Below are 17,216 nucleotides of genomic sequence, written 5' to 3'. Positions count from 1 at the left end.
AACTGCGAAGCCGAACGTGCAAATTGCGGGAATCATGTGCGGCGTTAGCCGTAATGTTCGACCGGCGTGCCCGCTACTGCCGCCATGTTCAGGAGGCCGCGCGGCGTGATCGAGGGTGACACGATATGGGCACGGTTTCCCATTCCCATCAGAATCGGCCCGACCTCCAGCCCGCCGGCCCGCATTTTCAGGATGTTGCGGGTGGCTGAGGCCGCATCGGCATGTCCGAAGATCAGCACATTCGCTGCGCCATCAAGCCGGCCGCCGGGCAACAGCCGCTCGCGCAACTCCGAGTCCAGCGCCGCGTCGACATTCATCTCGCCCTCATAGGCGAAATCGCGCGGATTGGCATCAAGCAGTGCCATCGCCTCGCGCAGCCGCTTGCCCGAACCTTCGGCCTGGTTGCCGAATTGCGATTGCGAACAGAAAGCGATCTTGGGCTCCAGCCCGAATCGCCGCACATGCCGGGCTGCGCCGATGGCGATTTCGGCCAACTGTCCGGGCGTGGGCTGGGAATAGACATGGGTGTCGGCGATAAACAGCGGCCCATCTTCGAGGATCATCATGCTGAGCGCCCCGTGCGGCCGCAGGCCCCCATGCGCCAGCACCTGGGTGACGTAGTTGAGGTGCCAGCGGTATTCGCCGAAGGTACCACAGATCACCGAATCCGCCTCGCCGCGATGGACCATCACGGCGCCGATGGCAGTGCTGTTGGTGCGCATGATCGCCCGCGCGATATCCGGCGTCACGCCCTGCCGAGCCATCAGCGCGTGATAGCTCTGCCAGTAGTCGCGATAACGCGGGTCGTTCTCAGGGTTGACGATATCGAACTCCTGACCCGGCCGGATTGTCAGCCCGGCGCGCTCGCAGCGCGCCGCGATCACATCGGGCCGGCCAATCAGCACGGGTGTTTCCGTCGTCTCCTCGAGGATCGCCTGCGCCGCGCGCAACACCCGCTCGTCCTCGCCTTCCGCAAAAACGATCTTTCGGCTTGCCGTGCGGGCGGCCTCGAACACAGGCCGCATCAGCAACGCCGACTTGAATACGGTCTGGTTCAGGCAGGCGCGGTATTCGTCGAGATCGGCGATCGGTCGCGTCGCCACGCCGCTTTCCATCGCGGCGCGGGCCACCGCGCTCGACACCACGCCGACAAGCCGCGGATCAAAGGGTTTCGGAATCAGGTACTCCGCTCCGAAACTCATCTGCTCACCCCTGTACGCCGCCGCCGCTTCGGCGCTGGTGGTGGCGCGGGCCAGTGCCGCGATGCCCTCGATGCAGGCCAACTGCATCTCGTCGTTGATTTCGGTCGCGCCCACATCCAGAGCGCCGCGGAAGATAAAGGGAAAGCACAGCACGTTGTTGACCTGGTTCGGAAAATCGCTGCGCCCGGTCGCAATGATCGCGTCCGGAGCCACCGATTTCACCTCGTCAGGCAAAATCTCCGGCGTTGGGTTGGCAAGAGCAAAGACAATCGGCCGTTTCGTCATCCTCTCGACATGTTCAGGTTTCAGCACACCTGGCCCCGAGAGCCCCAGGAACATGTCCGCCCCCTCGATCACCTGATCGAGAGTCCGCAGATCGGTGTTCTGGGCATAGGCTGCCTTCTGCGAAGTCATGTCCTCTTCCCGGCCTTCGTAAACGACCCCGTGAATATCGCACAGCCAGACGTTCTCACGCCTCACCCCCAGCTTCAGCAGCATGTTGAGGCATGCGATGCCTGCCGCCCCGCCGCCGGTCGACACGATCTTGATGTCCTCGAACCGCTTGTCGGCAACATGCAAGGCATTGGTCGCCGCCGCGCCGACCACGATCGCCGTGCCGTGCTGGTCGTCATGAAAGACCGGAATGTTCATCCGCTCGCGACACAGCTTTTCGACGATGAAGCAATCCGGCGCCTTGATGTCCTCGAGGTTGATCGCCCCGAAGGTCGGCTCCATGGCGCAGACGATGTCCGCCAGTTTTTCCGGGTCGGGCTCGTTGACCTCGATGTCGAAACAGTCAATGCCCGCGAAGTTCTTGAACAAAACCGCCTTGCCTTCCATCACCGGCTTTGACGCCAGCGCGCCGATGTTGCCCAGCCCCAGTACCGCCGAGCCGTTCGACACCACCCCGACCAGATTCCCGCGCGCCGTGTAACGTGCCGCATTTGCCGGATCCGACTTGATCTCGAGGCTGGCTTCAGCCACGCCCGGGGAATACGCCCTGGCCAGATCGCGGCCGTTCGCCAGCGGCTTCGTCGCCCTGATCTCCAACTTCCCGGGCTTTGGGTGCTCATGATAGAAAAGCGCCGCCTGGCGCAGGGCTTCCTTGGGATCGGACGACATGGCATGCCTCGCTGAGTCTGGAATAGTTTAGCATTAAACTACTTGCCGGGAGGATGGAAGCGCCAGTTTCATCCCGACAGGCTCATCGCCGCCTTGCAATTGGACAAATCCCGGCCCAGACTCGACCGTCGAAAGGGGGAAGCGATGACCGAGACACGCGCCGAAATCCGTCTGCCGACGCAGGAGTTGCGCGACGACATTCCGTTCTTCACCCGAACCCTCGGCATGAGGATGGACATGATCTATCCCGCCGACAATCCGCGCATCGCGGTATTTTCCGGCCACGGTCTGCGCTTGCGGATCGAAAAGGACGCCCCTGAACCGCCGGGCACAATCCGCATCCTGTCCGACGCCCCCGACATCTTTGCCAATGGCAAGCGTCGCCTGACCGCGCCGAACGGCACGCGGATCGAAATCGAAGAGCTCGACCCGCCGTTGGTTCTGCCTCAGACCATACACTCCTTCGTGGTCCGCAAGCTTGCCGACGGTGCGCCCTGGATCGTCGGCCGCGCCGGTATGCAGTACCGCGATCTGATCCCCGACCGGCTGGGCGGCTCGATCATCGCCTCGCATATCCGGATCCCCGATGCCGGGCCGGTGCCCGACATGGTGCATTACCACAAGGTCGGCTTCCAGTTGATCTTCTGCGTCTCGGGCTGGGTCGATGTGCTTTACGAAGACCAGGGCGGGCTACGCCGCATCCATGCCGGCGACTGCTTCATCCAGCCCCCCGAAATCCGCCACCGGGTCATGGAAGCCAGCGAGAACTTGCAGGTGATCGAAATCGGCGTCCCCGCCGAGCATGTCACCGAAGTCGACCACGATATGAAGCTGCCCAGCCCGCATCTGCGTCCCGAACGTGAATGGCAGGGCCAGAAATTTGTCCACAACTTCGGCAACGACGCGCCTTGGGCCCCGCATCGCCTGACAGGCTTCATCGCCCGCGACACAACCATCGCCGAAAACACCAAGAACGTCGCCGGCGTCTGGGTCACCAAGCCCGACGAGAGCGCGCCGCAATGGGCGACGCACGACGCCGATATCCTCTTCACCTATGTCATGTCCGGTACCGTCACCCTCGAAGGCGCGGGGCGCGAGCCCCATGTCCTGGAACAGGGCGACGCCTTCGTGATCCCGCCAGGCATGAAAACCCGCCTCTCCGCCGCCTCGCGCAACCTCGAACTGCTCGAGGTTGCGCTGCCCGGCGATTTCATCACCAAGGAAACGCCCTGATGCCTCTTCTCGATGCTGCCCGACATGTGCGGGAAAACGCCTACGCCCCCTATTCGCATTTCAAGGTCGGCGCCGCCGTTCGCGGAGCTTCGGGCGAGATATATGCCGGCTGCAATGTCGAAAACGTCTCCTATCCCGAAGGCACCTGCGCCGAGGCTGGCGCGATAGCCGCAATGATCGCCGCCGGCGAGACCGAACTGACCGAAGTGCTGGTCATCGCCGACGCGCCGCACCCGATCTCGCCCTGCGGCGGCTGCCGCCAGAAAATCGCCGAATTCGCCCGCCATGACGCCAAGGTCACCATGGCCACCACCCGTGGCGAAAGCGTGACCGTCACCGTCGGCGAACTGCTGCCCGCCGCCTTCGACCAGAGCCATATAACCCGCTAATGGACGCCCGCCGTATCATCGCCCATCTGCGCGACGGTCAGACCCCCAGTCGCGACGAGCTCGCCTGGTTCGCCCGGGGCCTTTCAGATCATACTGTGTCAGACGCCCAGGCCGGAGCCTTCGCCATGGCGGCGCTGCTCAACGGTCTGAACGAAGAAGGGCGCGTCGCGCTCACTCTGGCGATGCGCGACAGTGGAGACGTGCTGCGCTGGTCAGTGGATCGCCCGGTACTCGACAAGCACTCGACCGGCGGTATCGGCGATTGCGTCAGCCTCGTGCTGGCCCCAGCCCTGGCCGTCTGCGGGGCTTATGTGCCGATGATTTCGGGCCGTGGCCTGGGCCATACCGGCGGCACACTCGACAAGATCGAGGCCATCCCCGGCCTGCGCACCGACCTGGGCGAAGCCGACCTACGCAAGGTTGTGACCGAAACAGGCGCCGCCATCGTCTCGGCCTCCGCTCGTATCGCGCCGGCCGATAAGAGGCTCTATGCCATCCGCGATGTGACTGCGACAGTCGAAAGCCTTGATCTGATCACCGCCTCGATTCTGTCGAAGAAACTTGCCGCCGGACTTGAGGGGCTGGTTCTCGACGTCAAGACGGGCTCGGGCGCGTTCATGAAGACGCTGGACGAGTCGCGCGCACTGGCCGAAAGCCTTGTCGCGACCGCCAATGCTGCCGGCTGTCCGACCACTGCGATCATCTCGGACATGAACCAGCCGCTGGTGCCGTCGCTTGGCAACGCCCTCGAAGTGGCCGAGGTGATGCGGGTGCTCACCGGCACGGCCTCGGGCCCCATGGCCGAACTTTGCGCCGCCCTGGGCGGAGTCGTTTTGACCAATGCGGGACTGGTCCCGGACGTGCAGGATGGCGCAGACGCCATTGCCGCCAGCATCCGTGACGGCCGCGCCGCCGAAGCCTTCGGCAGCATGATCGCGGCGCAGGGAGGCCCGGTGCATTTCGTCGACAGCTGGTCGCGTTTCCTGCCCGAGGCCAACGTCATCCGCGAGGTAGTGGCGACCGCCTCCGGGTATATCACCGCGTATGATGGCGAAGCCCTCGGGCTCACCGTTGTCCAGCTCGGCGGCGGTCGGCAGGTTGAATCCGACGTGGTTGATCCATCGGTTGGCCTGTCTGACCTGCTGCCGCTGGGTACGAAAGTGAAAAAAGGCCAGCCCATCGGACGGGTCCATGCCGCCCGCGAAGACGCCGCCCGGCGCGCCGAGGCAGAGCTCCACGCCGCCATGACCATCGCCCCGTCCGCACCAGACATTCCGCCGCTGATGCACGCGAGGATCGGCTGATGCCGCGCGCCTTCCTTATCGTGCTCGATTCCTGCGGCATTGGCGGCGCCCCCGACGCCGGGCAGTTCTTCAACGGCCCCACTCCCGACACCGGCGCCAACACGCTCGGCCACATCGCCCGGGCCTGCGCCGCGGGCGAGGCCGAGACCGGCCGCTCCGGCCCGCTCGCCGTGCCTAACCTCGCTGCCCTTGGTCTCGGCGACGCCATCACACTCGCCAGCGGTCTTGCGACCGATCTGCCCGAGGCCAGCACCGGCCTCTGGGGCGCGGCGACCGAGCATTCCAGCGGCAAGGATACCCCATCGGGCCATTGGGAAATCGCCGGCGTACCGGTACCCTGGGACTGGCACTATTTCCCGGACACCGATCCGGCCATACCCGACAACCTTCTGGGGCTGATCCGGAAGGCGGCAGGTACGAACGGAACGCTCTGCAATGCCCACGCCTCGGGCACGCAGGTCATCGAAGACCTTGGGCAGAAGCACATCGAGACCGGCTGGCCCATCGTCTACACTTCGGTCGACAGCGTGCTCCAGATCGCCGCGCACGAAGAGCATTTCGGCCTCGACCGGCTGCTCAGCCTTTGCAAGCAGATCGCCCCTGCCTTCCACGCTCTGAGAGTCGGGCGCGTCATTGCCCGGCCCTTCGTCGGCGAAAACGGACACTTCACCCGCACCCCGCGCCGCAAGGACTTCGCCATCGCCCCCCCGGCGCCGACGCTGCTCGACTGGGCGCACGACGCGGCCCGGGCCACCCACGCCATCGGCAAGATCGGCGACATTTTCTCGATGCGCGGCATTTCGGATTCGGTCAAAGGCCCCGATGCCGAGTTGATCCGGCATCTCTCCCGCCTCGTGGACGAAGCCGACAACGGCGCCCTTACTTTCGCCAATTTCGTCGAGTTCGACACCAATTTCGGCCACCGCCGCGATGTCTCGGGTTATGCCCGGACGCTGGAATGGTTCGACGCCGAGTTGGGAAAACTCCTGCCCCGGTTACGCGACGGCGACATGCTGGTCATCACCGCCGATCATGGCAACGATCCGACCTGGGTCGGCACCGATCACACCCGTGAACGCGCGCCGGTCCTGATTGCGGGCCGCGGACCGGGATCCACCGGCCTGATCGACTACGCCGATATCGGCGCCAGCGTGGCCGATCACCTCGGGCTCACCGAACGCGGCGCCGGACGGAGCATCCTGTGAGCTGGCGCGCCTTTCCCAAGATCGAGCTTCACCTGCATCTCGAAGGGGCCGCCCCGCCCGCGTTCATCCGCGCCCTGTCGACGGAGAAATCCATCGATATTTCGAAGATTTTCACTGAGGGTGGCGCATACGCCTTCCGCGACTTCCAGCATTTCCTCAAGGTCTACGAAGCCGCTACGTGCGTGTTGACCACGCCGCGCGACTTTGGCCGTCTAACCTCCGCCGTTCTGGACACGCTTGCGGAAAACGGTGTCGTCTATGCCGAGACCTTCCTGTCGCCCGAATTCTGCGGCGGCGGTGACCTTCACGCCTGGCGCGATTATCTGGCCGAGATCGAAGACGCCGCGCGCCTGGCCGAAAGCACGCATGGTCTTACCCTGAAAGGCATCGTCACTCACATCCGCCATTTCGGCCCCGAGGCAGCCCGGCCCATCGCGCTCTGCGCCGCCGAAACCGCCGGCGACTTCATCTGCGGATATGGCATGGCCGGCGATGAAAACGTGGGCCGCGCGCGCGATTTCGCCTGGGCCTTCGACTGCGCCCGCGAGGCCGGTCTGCATCTCACCTCGCATGCCGGAGAATGGGGCGGGCCCGAGAGCATTCGCGACACGCTCACGGACCTGCGCGTCGAACGCATCGGCCACGGCGTCGCCGCCATCCACGACCGGGCCTTGATGGAAACCCTGGCGGACCGCGAGATCGCGCTGGAAGTCTGCCCAGGCTCCAATGTCGCGCTGGGGATTTTTCCGTCATTCGCCGCGCACCCTCTGGCAAAACTGCGTGATGCCGGGGTAAAGGTGACCGTAAGCACCGACGATCCGCCCTTTTTCCACACGTCGATGACACGCGAATACGAAGCACTCTCGCGCGCCTTCGGCTGGACCGAGACGGATTTCGCCGAACTGAACCAAAACGCTCTCGCCGCGGCTTTCTGCGACGAAGACACCCGCGCCCGCGTGCGCGACAGACTGGAGGCCTCATGAAAGATCATCTCACCATCGTCGACCACCCTCTGGTGCAGCATAAGCTGACCCTCATGCGCGAGCGCGACACCTCTACCGCCGTTTTCCGCCAGTTGCTGAGGGAAATCAGTCTGCTTCTGGCCTACGAGGTCACCCGCGAACTGCCGATGACCACCAGGGCCATCGAAACGCCGTTGTGCGAAATGGACGCGCCGGTGATCGCGGGCCGCAAGCTGGCGCTGGTCTCTATCCTGCGAGCCGGCAACGGCCTGTTGGACGGCATGCTCGAGCTTATCCCCTCCGCTCGCGTCGGCTTCGTCGGGCTCTATCGCGACGAAGAAACGCTGCAACCGGTGGAGTACTATTTCAAGGTCCCCGAACAGCTGAACAAGCGGTTGGTGATCGCGGTCGATCCGATGCTCGCCACCGGAAACAGTTCAGCCGCTGCCATCACCCGGTTGAAACAGGCCGGCGCCAGCAATATCCGCTTCCTCTGCCTGCTGGCGGCGCCCGAAGGTGTCGCGCGGATGAAAGAGGCGCATCCCGACGTGCCGATCGTTACCGCCGCGCTTGACGACCACCTGAACGAAAAAGGCTACATCGTGCCGGGTCTGGGTGACGCCGGTGACCGGATGTTCGGTACGAAGTAAATCCAGTGGTAGCTTTTCGCGGGTGGTGCCACAGAATCAGAGGACACGTAACCGCCTGCACCGCCGCGTGTTTCTCGCGCCGTCCCGAGAACTGAGGCGGCCAAGGCGCCGTCCGGGGTCGCCAACAACATGATTCCGTCGGTCGAAACGCGCTTTACTCGCGCATTTAGTTCGTGCATTTTGACGCTACATCTTGTGGGGGCAAGACATGAAGCTTACGAAAACTGTTATTCTCGGTGCGATTGCAGCATCCGTCGGACTGTTCGTTTCCCTGCACGGCGCGCAGGCAAAATCGCTGCGCGAGGCAGAGATTCCCGCCGAATTTCCACCGGAAAGCTACAAAGGCAAGCAATATGTCGACAGCCGAGGCTGCGTCTATATCCGCGCCGGCATCGATGGCATGGTGAACTGGGTGCCGCGGGTAACACGCGACCGCGAGGTCCTGTGTGGTTACCAACCGACCTTCGCCAAGACCGATCCGACACCTGAGCCGGGGACCACAGCGACCGACGAGCCGGTGATCGCGCCCGCCGCGACGACGCAACCGGCCGAGGCTCCGGACCCACAGCCGAAAACCGAAGAACCGGTCGAAACGAAACCCGTGCCGGCGCCGCGCCGGGTGGTCGAAACCACCACCTCCGCCCCTGAACCAGCACCGACAAAGCCGCAACCCCGCCGCGCTGCGGCCGCTCCCGACAAACCGATGGTCGCAGCCCGCAAACCTGTCTCCGCCAGCCTGGCGCCCAACCCCGCTCCGCAGCCGGTTGGCAGACTGGCTTATGCCTGTGTCGATGCGACAGGCGCCCCGACAGCCTGCGGTCTCGCCAATGCCGCCCCGCCCGCCAATATGATCCTGCGTAAACCGGTCACGGTCATTCGGAATGGCAAGAAGGTCACGGTGCTGAAACGCGTCTCGGTTCGGCAACTGGGAGCGGCAGGATCGGGTCAGTATCCGGACCTTGGTGCCGTAACATCGCATACGCGGCAGGTTCGTATCGTCCCGCGCCATGTCTGGGAACAACAACAGGCCGCAACGGTCGCCGACACGCTGCCTGAAGGGTATCGACGGGCCTGGACCGATGACCGCCTGAACAAGAAACGCGCCCACCAAACGATCGCGGGCGTTCAAAGTACGGATCTTATCTGGAGCCGCACGGTGCCGCGTCAGCTCCTCAAACGCTCCAACGGCAATGACGTAACCTATCGCTATCCCGGGCTGAAATACCCCTATCACAGCTATGCCGAGATGCGCGCTGCCGGCTACGCCATCGACGATACCGGCGCGCCGCTTGCGCCCGAACTTGCTGAGAAGGTTGGCGAACCCCTGCAGGCGACGCCGACGGTGCGGAAGAAATCGGCGATTCTTTCCACCAAATCCGAACCCGCGAAGGCGCCGGTCCGGGCTAAAAAGGGGCGCTACGTCCAAGTCGGCACCTTCGGGATCGAGTCCAACGCCCGTAAAACTGCCGCCCGGCTCAAAGCGGTGGGCCTGCCCGCGCGGCTCGGCACGCTCAAGAAGGGCGGCAAGTCCTATCGCGTCGTTCTGGCCGGCCCGTTCGCCCCGGATCAATTGAACGCGGCACTGGGCAAGGCCCGCCGGGCGGGATTCAGCGACGCCTTCGTGCGTTGAAAAGTCGCGGAAACGCAAACTGGATGCAGGCCGGGCCTCAGCGCCCGGCCTTCGGTTTTCAGTCAGGTCGTGAACCGGTCAGATAAGCTTCATCCAGTAGAGGAACGCCAGCAGCAGCCCTGTCATCGCGAGCATGTTGAGCGCCAGTCCCGCCAGCACCCCCAGCACGAACCGCGTGCGTTGTTCCTTGGGGTCGATCTGGTCGATATGGTCGGCAATCCGCCGATGCGCGGCCCGTACCCGTGCCTGATCCACCCGCCGCCGCAGCTTGGGATGGGCAGACAGGTCCAGCGCCGCGCCGATCACTTGGGCGTCCCGGTGCACCCAGCGCGGCAGGCGTCGCCCGGCCTTGCGCATGCGTACAGGCAACGCCCCCCGGCGCAGGCCAAGTTTCGAATCTAGCCTGGCCTCGAGATCGCTGGCCAGCGCGGTGATATCCTGTGAGTCGCTCATAAACTAAAGCTTACTGCTCACCGCAGTCCCGTGCATCCCAAAATCCCCCGGCGGTCCGGAAACAAATCCCGTTTCCTCTCCTGTCGAAACGCACTAAGGCTTTGCCCATGCTCAACACCATCCTTCACGGCACCCCGACCAAGCAGCCGGCGCTGCTGATCGCGCATGGCCTGTTCGGCTCGGGCCGCAACTGGGGCGTGATCGCCAAGCGGCTGTCCAATGACCGCCAGGTGATCGCGGTCGACATGCGCAACCATGGTGCCTCGCCGTGGTATGACAGCCATTCCTACCCCGATCTCGCCAACGATCTCGCCGCAACGGCCCGGGCGCACGGCGCCCCGCTCGACGTGCTTGGGCACTCGATGGGCGGTAAAGCCGCGATGATGCTGGCGCTGAGCAACCCCGGGCTGGTGAACCGGTTGATCGTCGCCGATATCGCTCCGGTAGCCTATGGACACACCCAGGCCCATAACATAGCGGCGATGCGCCAGGTCGACCTTTCCCGCGTCGAGAAGCGTTCGGATGCCGCCCGGCAGCTCGAACCGCGGGTCGAGGATCCCGCGCTGGTGCCCTTCCTTTTACAGTCGCTCGACGTCGCCCACCGACGCTGGCGGCTCAATCTCGATGTGCTCGAGCGCGAGATGGAAAAGATCCTCGCCTTCCCCGAAACCAACGCCCGGTTCGATGGGCCGACACTGTTCCTTTCGGGCGGCGACTCGACCTACGTCACGTCCGATCACCGGCCGCGCATTCAGGGGCTCTTTCCGAAAGCGCGGTTCGTGAAAATCCCCGGTGCGGGGCATTGGCTGCACGCCGACAAACCGCGTGAGTTCGAAGCCGCAGTGCGCGGCTGGCTGACCCGCCCGTTAGACTGAAGATTACAGGTTCCGGATCAACCGCGCGACATAAACTGTCACCGGCAGCGACACCAACCAACCGATCAGCGCCGCAACCAGAATTGGCTGAACCGTGTCCCAGCCCATAGTCAACGCTGCAATGACTGCCGTACCGGCCAAGGTCGACCCAAGGAATAAATGAACGATCAAAATCAGGAACATGCCTGCCCCCTCCGCTTCTTGATTTACGCGTCCAAAGGCGACGTACCCCGAAATCGCCAGGGCCGTCCTTGATCTGCGTCAGAAAAAATGCGGCACAAAACCATCTTTCGCCGCCCGCGGTTACGCCTCGCCGCCGGGCCGCTTCATCCGCGCCATGACGTTGGTCTTCAGCACGAACTGGTGGTAGAGCGCACCGACTACGTGCAGGAGCACCAGCGCCAACAGCAGGACACGCATCACCTCATGCGCCTCGCCCGCGGCCTCATTGCGGAAAAACCACGCCACCGCCCCGCTCACCGGCATGGCGATCATCAGAACATAGAGCCCAAGATGGGTGAGTTGTGCCAGCATCCGCATCGCCGCGGGCTCCTCCTCCGGCAGCGCCGGCGCACCGTGGCGCAGCCGCGCCGCAATCCGCATCAGGACCATCAGAAAGATCAGCCCCCCGAGGAACACATGCCCCAGAACCAGCGGGTCGAACGGGATGGCTTCGCCCCGGCTCAGTTTTTCCCACGCTTGGGCGATGGCTTCATGCCCGAGATATTGTAGCGCGATGAACAGGAAGATCAGCCAATGCAGGCTGATCTGTGTTTTCGTGTAGGGTTGGGCCATGGCGTTGCTTCCTTCTCCGACCGAACTTTCCTGAGTCACAATACGCCAGCCGGTGCAATTTCCGTCCCCGCGGCCTGCAAAATCTTACAACCTGTCGCGGCAAAGCTTCAGATCGCCGGAGGCGCTGTTTCCGTTGATCACAGCCTGCAGGATGGTCGCGGTGTTCCGGCCGCGTCGCACAATCCTGCGGCTCAGGTCAGCCTCTCCAGAAGCGTCAGGAACTGTGCACGTTCTTCTCGCGTCAACGGGGCCAGTGTCTCAGCGCTAATCCGTCGTCCCCGCTCGATCATCCGCGCGAGCAGCGCCTCGCCCTCCGCCGTCAGCGAAATCAGCATCCGCCGTTTGTCGCCCGGGTCCGGGGCATTGCGGGTCAGTCCCTTCTGCCGCAACCGGTCAGCGACCCCCTTGATCGTGGCCACATCCATCGCCGCAAGCCGACCGAGCCGGTTCTGCGACACCTCACCCTGCTCGCCGATCCGTACCAGCGCGGCGAATTGCTGCGCCGTCAACCCCTCCAGAGCATAGGCCTGGAAGATCGCTGCGTGGCGCTGACTCGCCAGTCGCAACAGGTAGCCCACCTGTTCATCAAGGGTATAGGGTCTGTCCGTCATGATCAAACCGCCAGGTATTGCTGGCTAATCTCCGGGCGATCATCGAGTTCGGCAAAGCTGCCCTCGAAGCGCAGCGCGCCCTTTTCGATAATGATTGCCCGGTCCGACACGGCGCGGGCAAAATGGAGGTTCTGCTCGCTCAGAAGCACTGACAACCCCTCGTTCTTCAGTTCGGTAATCACCTTTGCCATCTGCTCGACGATCACTGGTGCAATGCCTTCGCTGGGTTCGTCCAGAAGCACAGCCCGCGGGTTGCCCATAAGCGTGCGCGCGATCGTCAGCATCTGCTGTTCGCCGCCCGAAAGCTGTTTGCCCAGGTTGCGCCGCCGCTCGGCAAGGTTAGGGAACAATTCGAACAAATGGTCCTCGGTCCATTCCGGCGCATCGGCCCGCGGCGGCCGGCGCCCGACCTCTAGGTTCTCTTCCACCGTCAGGTCGGGAAAGATGCGCCGCTCCTCGGGCACGTATCCCAGTCCGACGCGACAGATCATGTGCGGCGGCAGCTTCATCAAAGAGCGCCCGTCATAGCGGATCTCGCCCGCTTTCTTCTCCACCAACCCCATGATGCATTTCATCGTTGTGGTCTTGCCTGCCCCGTTGCGGCCCAGAAGCGCCACCACCTCGTGCTGTGCCAGCGTTAGCGTCACCCCGTTCAGGATCTGCGCCCGACCATAGCGAGCCGTCAGGTTGACAACCTCAAGCATCGTCACCCTCCCGCGCAAACACCGTACCGCCGCCGAGATAGACCTCCTGCACCAGCGCATTCTCGCGAATCTCCGTCCCGGTGCCCTCGGCGATCAGCCGGCCACGGTTCAGAACCAGGATGCGATGGGCATGGGCAAAGACCACATCCATGTCGTGCTCGGTGAACAAAACGCTGACGCCGCGCTCCTGCACGATCCCCGCCGTCAGCTCCATCAATGCCACTCGCTCGCTCGGCGCCATCCCGGCGGTTGGCTCGTCCATCAGCAGCAGAACCGGTTCGTGCGCCAGCGCGATCGCCAGCTCCAGCCGCTTGAGATCGCCATAGGCCAACTCCGAACATGGCCGTCCTGCCTGTTCCCGCATCGAGACCAGGTCGAGAAGCGCGTCGGCCTCCGGCACGAACATCTGCGCCGCGCGGCTCCAAAGATCGTACAACCGTCGGTGATGCGCGATCAGTGCCATCTGCACGTTTTCGCGCACGGTCATCGACAGGAAAGTGAGGGTGATCTGAAAGGTCCGCCCCACGCCCATCCGGACGATCCGGCGCGGCCGCATCCCGACCAACTCTTGTCCGTTCAACTTCACCGATCCCCGGTCGGGTCCCAAATAGCCGTTGAGCATGTTGAAACAGGTGGTCTTACCGGCTCCGTTCGGCCCGATCAGCGCGAGGAACTCGCCGCGGGCCAGACCAAACGACACATCCGCGACCGCTTCGACCCCGCCGAAACTCTTGGACAGTCCGCGCACCTCCAGGACACTCATCATGCACCCCCCCGAAGGTCGATCCGAGCTTCAACTTGCGGGAAATTTCCCGGGAGGACGGGCGTTGGCCCCGACACCTGCTCGCACCATGGCCGCTCCGCTGGTCGCAACATAGGGCTCATGCCGCATCACCCCGCCGTAGGCCAAGGACCCGCAAGAGCCGCTCCACGCCCCCCGCCACCCCGTCCGGTGCTAAAAGCACCACGACGAGGATGATCGCACCGAAGATAAAGCGCCAGTAATCCAGCCGGCTGACCCAGTCCTCGATCAGTACGAACACCCCGGCCCCGAAAATCGGCCCGGCCAACGCGTGGATCCCACCCAGAAGCACCATCATCAGCCCATCGACCGACTGCGCAATGCTCAGCGCATCGGGAAAGACCGACCCCTTCGAAAAGGCAAACACCGCTCCCGCCAGCCCGGCGAAGGCACCGGCCAGCGCAAACCCCATCCACTGGTGCAATTTCACGTCCATGCCCAGTGCCTCTGCCCTGAGTTCGCTGTCGCGGATGCCGCGCAAACCATAACCGAACGGCGCATGCGCCACCCGCCGCAGGAGCCAAATACCTCCGATACAGGCCACGAAAGCGACATAGAAAAAAACCCGGTCATCGCTGGCCCATTCCGGCGGCCAGACGCCGAGGATGCCATCATCCCCGCCGGTGACATCCTGCCACTGGAAAACGACCCCCCACAGGATCTGCGCTGCCGCCAGCGTCAGCATTGCCAGGTAAACCCCCGAGAGCCGCACGCAGAACCAGCCGAAAAACAGCGCCGCGGCCGCCGCCGCCAGCGGCCCCGCTGCCATCGCCGGCAGCATGCCGAAGCCCAGGAAACTCACAGTCATCGCCGCCGCATAGGCGCCGACCCCGAAATAGGCCGCATGGCCGAAACTCACCATACCGCCCAGCCCCATCATGAAATGCAGTGAGACCGCGAACAGCGTCGCCACCATCACATCCACCAGCAGGATGGAGGAAAACTCGCTCACCACCGCCGGACTCAGCGCCAGCGCGAAAACCAGCGCCGCCAGAACCATCGCCCCCTGCGATGACATCAGCCTCAGCGGCTGCTCGGGCTCGGCCGCCCCGCCATGCTCGCTGCCGGGTTTTCCGAAAAGTCCGTACGGTCGCACGATCAGTACCACCGCCATCACGACGAACGGCAGCACAATAGAAATCTGCGGAAAGATCAGGATGGCGAAAGCATTGAGCACACTGATCAGCACCGCCGCCACGAACGCGCCCGCCACGCTGCCCATGCCGCCGATCACCACCACCACGAAGGCCTCGCCGATCACGCTCAGGTCCATCTGCAAACTCGCTGCCTCGCGCGGGATCTGCAGCGCACCGCCCAGCCCGGCCAGCGCCGCGCCCAACACGAAGACGCCGGAAAACAGCCAGGCCTGGTTCACCCCCAGCGCGTCGACCATGTCGCGGTCCTGGGTGGCGGCGCGCACTAGAACGCCCCAGCGGGTGCGGTGGAACAACAGCCAGATCCCCGCCAGCACCAGCGGCCCGATGAGGATCAGCGCCAGGTCGTATTCCGGAATCGGCTCGCCCATGATCCGCACCGCCCGGTCGAGGCCCGGTGCGCGCGGGCCCAATAGGTCTTCGGCGCCCCAGATCGCCAGCACCCCGTCCTGGAAGATCAGCACCACGCCAAAGGTCGCCACCAGCTGAAACAGCTCCGGCGCGTGATAGATCCGCCGCAGGATCGTCACTTCGATGATCAACCCGACCACCCCCACGATCAGCGCCGCGGCAATCACGCTGAACCAAAATCCGAATATGCCCGCAGGCAGCGTGGTGACCAGCGTATAGGCCAGATAGGCGCCGACCATGTAGAACGAGCCATGGGCAAAATTGACGATCCGGGTGACCCCGAAAATGATCGACAACCCGCAGGCGATCAGGAACAGCGACGAGGCATTGGCCAGCCCGGTCAGCAATTGCGCGAAATAGAATCCCATCGTCCCCGTCCCCTGGCCGCCGCGTCCCGGACTTGATCCGGGACCTCTCGCTGGCTGGCAAGAGGCCCCGGGTCGGACCCGGGGCGCGTCTTTCTCGTGTCCGCCGCGGGTTTACTCCGCCGGGCGCATTTTGGCCGCGTCTTCCTCGCTCGGCAGGTAGTCGGCCCCGTCAGCATAGGACCAGTCGACCATGTGGCCCCGGCCATCTTCGCGCGCGGTCAAGCCGACATAGGCGCCCATCGTCGACTGGTGGTCGGCCGCACGGAACATGAACGGTCCGGTCGGGCTGGTCGGCACTTCCAGCCCCTCCATCGCCGCCAGCAGCGCCTCGGTATCGGTCGAGCCGGCCTTCTCCAGCGCCGCCTTGATGGCGAGGACCGAGTTGTAGCCTACGATCGAGCCGGTTTTCGGCACCTCGCCCCAGCGCGCCTCATAGGCCTCCATGAACGCCATATGTTCCTCGGTCTCGATCTGAACCGCCGGATAGCCGGTCACGATCCAACCCTCGGGCGCCTCGCCGCCCAGCGGGTCGAGATATTCCGGCTCGCCGGTCAACAGCGACACCACCGCGCGGTCCTCGAACAGGAAGCGCAGGCTGCCTTCGCGCACGAACTTGGCCAGGTCACCGCCGAAGGTCACATTATAGATCGCATCCGGCTTGGCCGCCTCCAGCGCCCGCACGGTCGAGCCGGCGTCGATCTTGAAGACCGGCGGCCATTGCTCTTCCACCCATTCAACATCCGGCTGCAGCTTCGTCAGTTCCGCCTTGAACGCGGCCACCGCGTCCTTGCCATAGGCATAGTTCGGCGCCACCGTGGCCCAGCGTTTTTTGCCCAGCTTCGCCGCCTGCTCGGCCAGCATCGCCGCCTGCATATGAGTCGAAGGCCGCAAGCGGTAGGTATACTTGTTGCCCTTCGACCAGACGATCGCATCCGACAGCGGCTCGGAAGCCAGGAACAGCACCTCTTTCTGCTTGGCGAAATCCGCTACGGCGAGGCCGATGTTCGACAGGAAGGTGCCGAACAACATCACCGCGCCTTCCTTGGTGGTCAGTTCTTCCGCGATCCGGATCGCCGTCGCCGGGTCACCGGTATCGTCGCGACTGATCACTTCGAGCATCGCACCATTGATGCCGCCGGCGGCATTGATTTCCTCCACCGCCAGAGTCCAGCCTTTCTTGTAGGGCTCCGTAAAGGCAGGCAAACGGGTGTAGGAATTGATCTCGCCCAGCACAATCTTGTCCTGCGCCTGCACCCCGTGGGGCAACAACCCCAGCATCGGCAGCGCCGCCAATGCGCCGAGGATTTTCCGTCTGATCATTCGCATGTCACATCTCCTTGTCGGTG

General features: G+C 64.1%; 17 protein-coding genes. 8 read left to right on the top strand and 9 right to left on the bottom strand.

The annotated features are described in order from the left end of the window. Positions 1 to 44: 44 nt before the first annotated feature. Positions 45 to 2,324, bottom strand: coding sequence for an NADP-dependent malic enzyme (locus tag NO357_RS08825; protein WP_306735271.1), 2,280 nt, complete (start codon positions 2,322 to 2,324; stop codon positions 45 to 47). Between the two features lie 144 nt (positions 2,325 to 2,468). On the opposite strand from NO357_RS08825, the gene NO357_RS08820 reads away from it, so the two are divergent. From NO357_RS08820 to NO357_RS08790, 7 genes are all read left to right on the top strand, one after another. After that, a complete protein-coding gene (locus NO357_RS08820) occupies positions 2,469 to 3,557 on the top strand; it encodes a cupin domain-containing protein (protein ID WP_306735270.1) in 1,089 nt (362 codons plus the stop codon). After that, a complete protein-coding gene (locus NO357_RS08815; RefSeq protein ID WP_306735269.1) occupies positions 3,557 to 3,946 on the top strand; it encodes a cytidine deaminase in 390 nt (129 codons plus the stop codon). Before NO357_RS08820 ends, NO357_RS08815 begins: the two co-directional genes overlap by 1 nt. Further along, a complete protein-coding gene (locus tag NO357_RS08810; protein ID WP_306735268.1) occupies positions 3,946 to 5,250 on the top strand; it encodes a thymidine phosphorylase in 1,305 nt (434 codons plus the stop codon). The genes NO357_RS08815 and NO357_RS08810 overlap by 1 nt, the downstream gene beginning before the upstream one ends. Beyond that, entirely contained in the window at positions 5,250 to 6,455 is a 1,206-nt protein-coding gene (locus NO357_RS08805) for a phosphopentomutase (protein WP_306735267.1), read from the top strand. The genes NO357_RS08810 and NO357_RS08805 overlap by 1 nt, the downstream gene beginning before the upstream one ends. Beyond that, entirely contained in the window at positions 6,452 to 7,438 is a 987-nt protein-coding gene (locus NO357_RS08800) for an adenosine deaminase (RefSeq protein WP_306735266.1), read from the top strand. Before NO357_RS08805 ends, NO357_RS08800 begins: the two co-directional genes overlap by 4 nt. Beyond that, the gene (upp, locus tag NO357_RS08795; protein WP_306735265.1) at positions 7,435 to 8,067 is read left to right on the top strand and encodes a uracil phosphoribosyltransferase; all 633 of its coding nucleotides are present in this window, start codon (positions 7,435 to 7,437) and stop codon (positions 8,065 to 8,067) included. Before NO357_RS08800 ends, upp begins: the two co-directional genes overlap by 4 nt. Positions 8,068 to 8,275: 208 nt before the next feature. After that, on the top strand, positions 8,276 to 9,697 hold the full coding sequence (locus NO357_RS08790; RefSeq protein WP_306735264.1) for an SPOR domain-containing protein: 1,422 nt from the start codon (positions 8,276 to 8,278) through the stop codon (positions 9,695 to 9,697). A 78-nt stretch (positions 9,698 to 9,775) separates the two neighbouring features. Here NO357_RS08790 and NO357_RS08785 read toward each other — a convergent pair whose 3' ends face one another. After that, positions 9,776 to 10,150, bottom strand: coding sequence for a hypothetical protein (locus tag NO357_RS08785; protein WP_306735263.1), 375 nt, complete (start codon positions 10,148 to 10,150; stop codon positions 9,776 to 9,778). Between the two features lie 107 nt (positions 10,151 to 10,257). Between NO357_RS08785 and NO357_RS08780 the strand changes: the two genes are divergently transcribed. Next, positions 10,258 to 11,025, top strand: coding sequence for an alpha/beta fold hydrolase (locus NO357_RS08780; protein WP_306735262.1), 768 nt, complete (start codon positions 10,258 to 10,260; stop codon positions 11,023 to 11,025). Between the two features lie 3 nt (positions 11,026 to 11,028). On the opposite strand, the gene NO357_RS08775 is transcribed toward NO357_RS08780, so the two are convergent. From NO357_RS08775 to NO357_RS08745, 7 genes are all read right to left on the bottom strand, one after another. After that, positions 11,029 to 11,208: a CTP synthetase gene (locus NO357_RS08775; protein ID WP_306735261.1), complete on the bottom strand. Its 180-nt coding sequence runs from the start codon at positions 11,206 to 11,208 to the stop codon at positions 11,029 to 11,031. 120 nt (positions 11,209 to 11,328) lie between these two features. Further along, positions 11,329 to 11,820: a cytochrome b gene (locus NO357_RS08770; RefSeq protein ID WP_306735260.1), complete on the bottom strand. Its 492-nt coding sequence runs from the start codon at positions 11,818 to 11,820 to the stop codon at positions 11,329 to 11,331. A 191-nt stretch (positions 11,821 to 12,011) separates the two neighbouring features. Then, positions 12,012 to 12,431 (bottom strand): MarR family winged helix-turn-helix transcriptional regulator, encoded by a 420-nt coding sequence (locus NO357_RS08765; protein WP_306735259.1) that lies wholly within the window; start codon positions 12,429 to 12,431, stop codon positions 12,012 to 12,014. Positions 12,432 to 12,433: 2 nt separating this feature from the next. Next, positions 12,434 to 13,135, bottom strand: a complete 702-nt coding sequence (locus NO357_RS08760; protein WP_306735258.1) for an ABC transporter ATP-binding protein — start codon at positions 13,133 to 13,135, stop codon at positions 12,434 to 12,436. After that, entirely contained in the window at positions 13,128 to 13,901 is a 774-nt protein-coding gene (locus tag NO357_RS08755; protein WP_306735257.1) for an ABC transporter ATP-binding protein, read from the bottom strand. The genes NO357_RS08760 and NO357_RS08755 overlap by 8 nt, the downstream gene beginning before the upstream one ends. Positions 13,902 to 14,016: 115 nt before the next feature. Next, a complete protein-coding gene (locus NO357_RS08750; RefSeq protein ID WP_306735256.1) occupies positions 14,017 to 15,870 on the bottom strand; it encodes an ABC transporter permease in 1,854 nt (617 codons plus the stop codon). 111 nt (positions 15,871 to 15,981) lie between these two features. Next, a complete protein-coding gene (locus NO357_RS08745; protein WP_306735255.1) occupies positions 15,982 to 17,196 on the bottom strand; it encodes an ABC transporter substrate-binding protein in 1,215 nt (404 codons plus the stop codon). Between the last annotated feature and the right edge of the window lie 20 nt (positions 17,197 to 17,216).

This window comes from Marimonas arenosa, from assembly GCF_030848945.1.
In the GTDB taxonomy this organism is placed as follows: Bacteria; Pseudomonadota; Alphaproteobacteria; order Rhodobacterales; family Rhodobacteraceae; genus Marimonas; species Marimonas arenosa.
This window is presented reverse-complemented; position numbering and strand designations above follow the sequence as displayed.

Coding starts and splice junctions, on each gene's coding strand:
- NO357_RS08750 (WP_306735256.1), bottom strand. CDS start 15,870: ATGGGATTCTATTTCGCGCAATTGCTGACCGGGCTGGCCAATGCCTCG.
- NO357_RS08770 (WP_306735260.1), bottom strand. CDS start 11,820: ATGGCCCAACCCTACACGAAAACACAGATCAGCCTGCATTGGCTGATC.
- NO357_RS08765 (WP_306735259.1), bottom strand. CDS start 12,431: ATGACGGACAGACCCTATACCCTTGATGAACAGGTGGGCTACCTGTTG.
- NO357_RS08825 (WP_306735271.1), bottom strand. CDS start 2,324: ATGTCGTCCGATCCCAAGGAAGCCCTGCGCCAGGCGGCGCTTTTCTAT.
- NO357_RS08760 (WP_306735258.1), bottom strand. CDS start 13,135: ATGCTTGAGGTTGTCAACCTGACGGCTCGCTATGGTCGGGCGCAGATC.
- NO357_RS08820 (WP_306735270.1), top strand. CDS start 2,469: ATGACCGAGACACGCGCCGAAATCCGTCTGCCGACGCAGGAGTTGCGC.
- NO357_RS08790 (WP_306735264.1), top strand. CDS start 8,276: ATGAAGCTTACGAAAACTGTTATTCTCGGTGCGATTGCAGCATCCGTC.
- NO357_RS08745 (WP_306735255.1), bottom strand. CDS start 17,196: ATGCGAATGATCAGACGGAAAATCCTCGGCGCATTGGCGGCGCTGCCG.
- NO357_RS08815 (WP_306735269.1), top strand. CDS start 3,557: ATGCCTCTTCTCGATGCTGCCCGACATGTGCGGGAAAACGCCTACGCC.
- NO357_RS08810 (WP_306735268.1), top strand. CDS start 3,946: ATGGACGCCCGCCGTATCATCGCCCATCTGCGCGACGGTCAGACCCCC.
- NO357_RS08780 (WP_306735262.1), top strand. CDS start 10,258: ATGCTCAACACCATCCTTCACGGCACCCCGACCAAGCAGCCGGCGCTG.
- upp (WP_306735265.1), top strand. CDS start 7,435: ATGAAAGATCATCTCACCATCGTCGACCACCCTCTGGTGCAGCATAAG.
- NO357_RS08785 (WP_306735263.1), bottom strand. CDS start 10,150: ATGAGCGACTCACAGGATATCACCGCGCTGGCCAGCGATCTCGAGGCC.
- NO357_RS08775 (WP_306735261.1), bottom strand. CDS start 11,208: ATGTTCCTGATTTTGATCGTTCATTTATTCCTTGGGTCGACCTTGGCC.
- NO357_RS08805 (WP_306735267.1), top strand. CDS start 5,250: ATGCCGCGCGCCTTCCTTATCGTGCTCGATTCCTGCGGCATTGGCGGC.
- NO357_RS08755 (WP_306735257.1), bottom strand. CDS start 13,901: ATGATGAGTGTCCTGGAGGTGCGCGGACTGTCCAAGAGTTTCGGCGGG.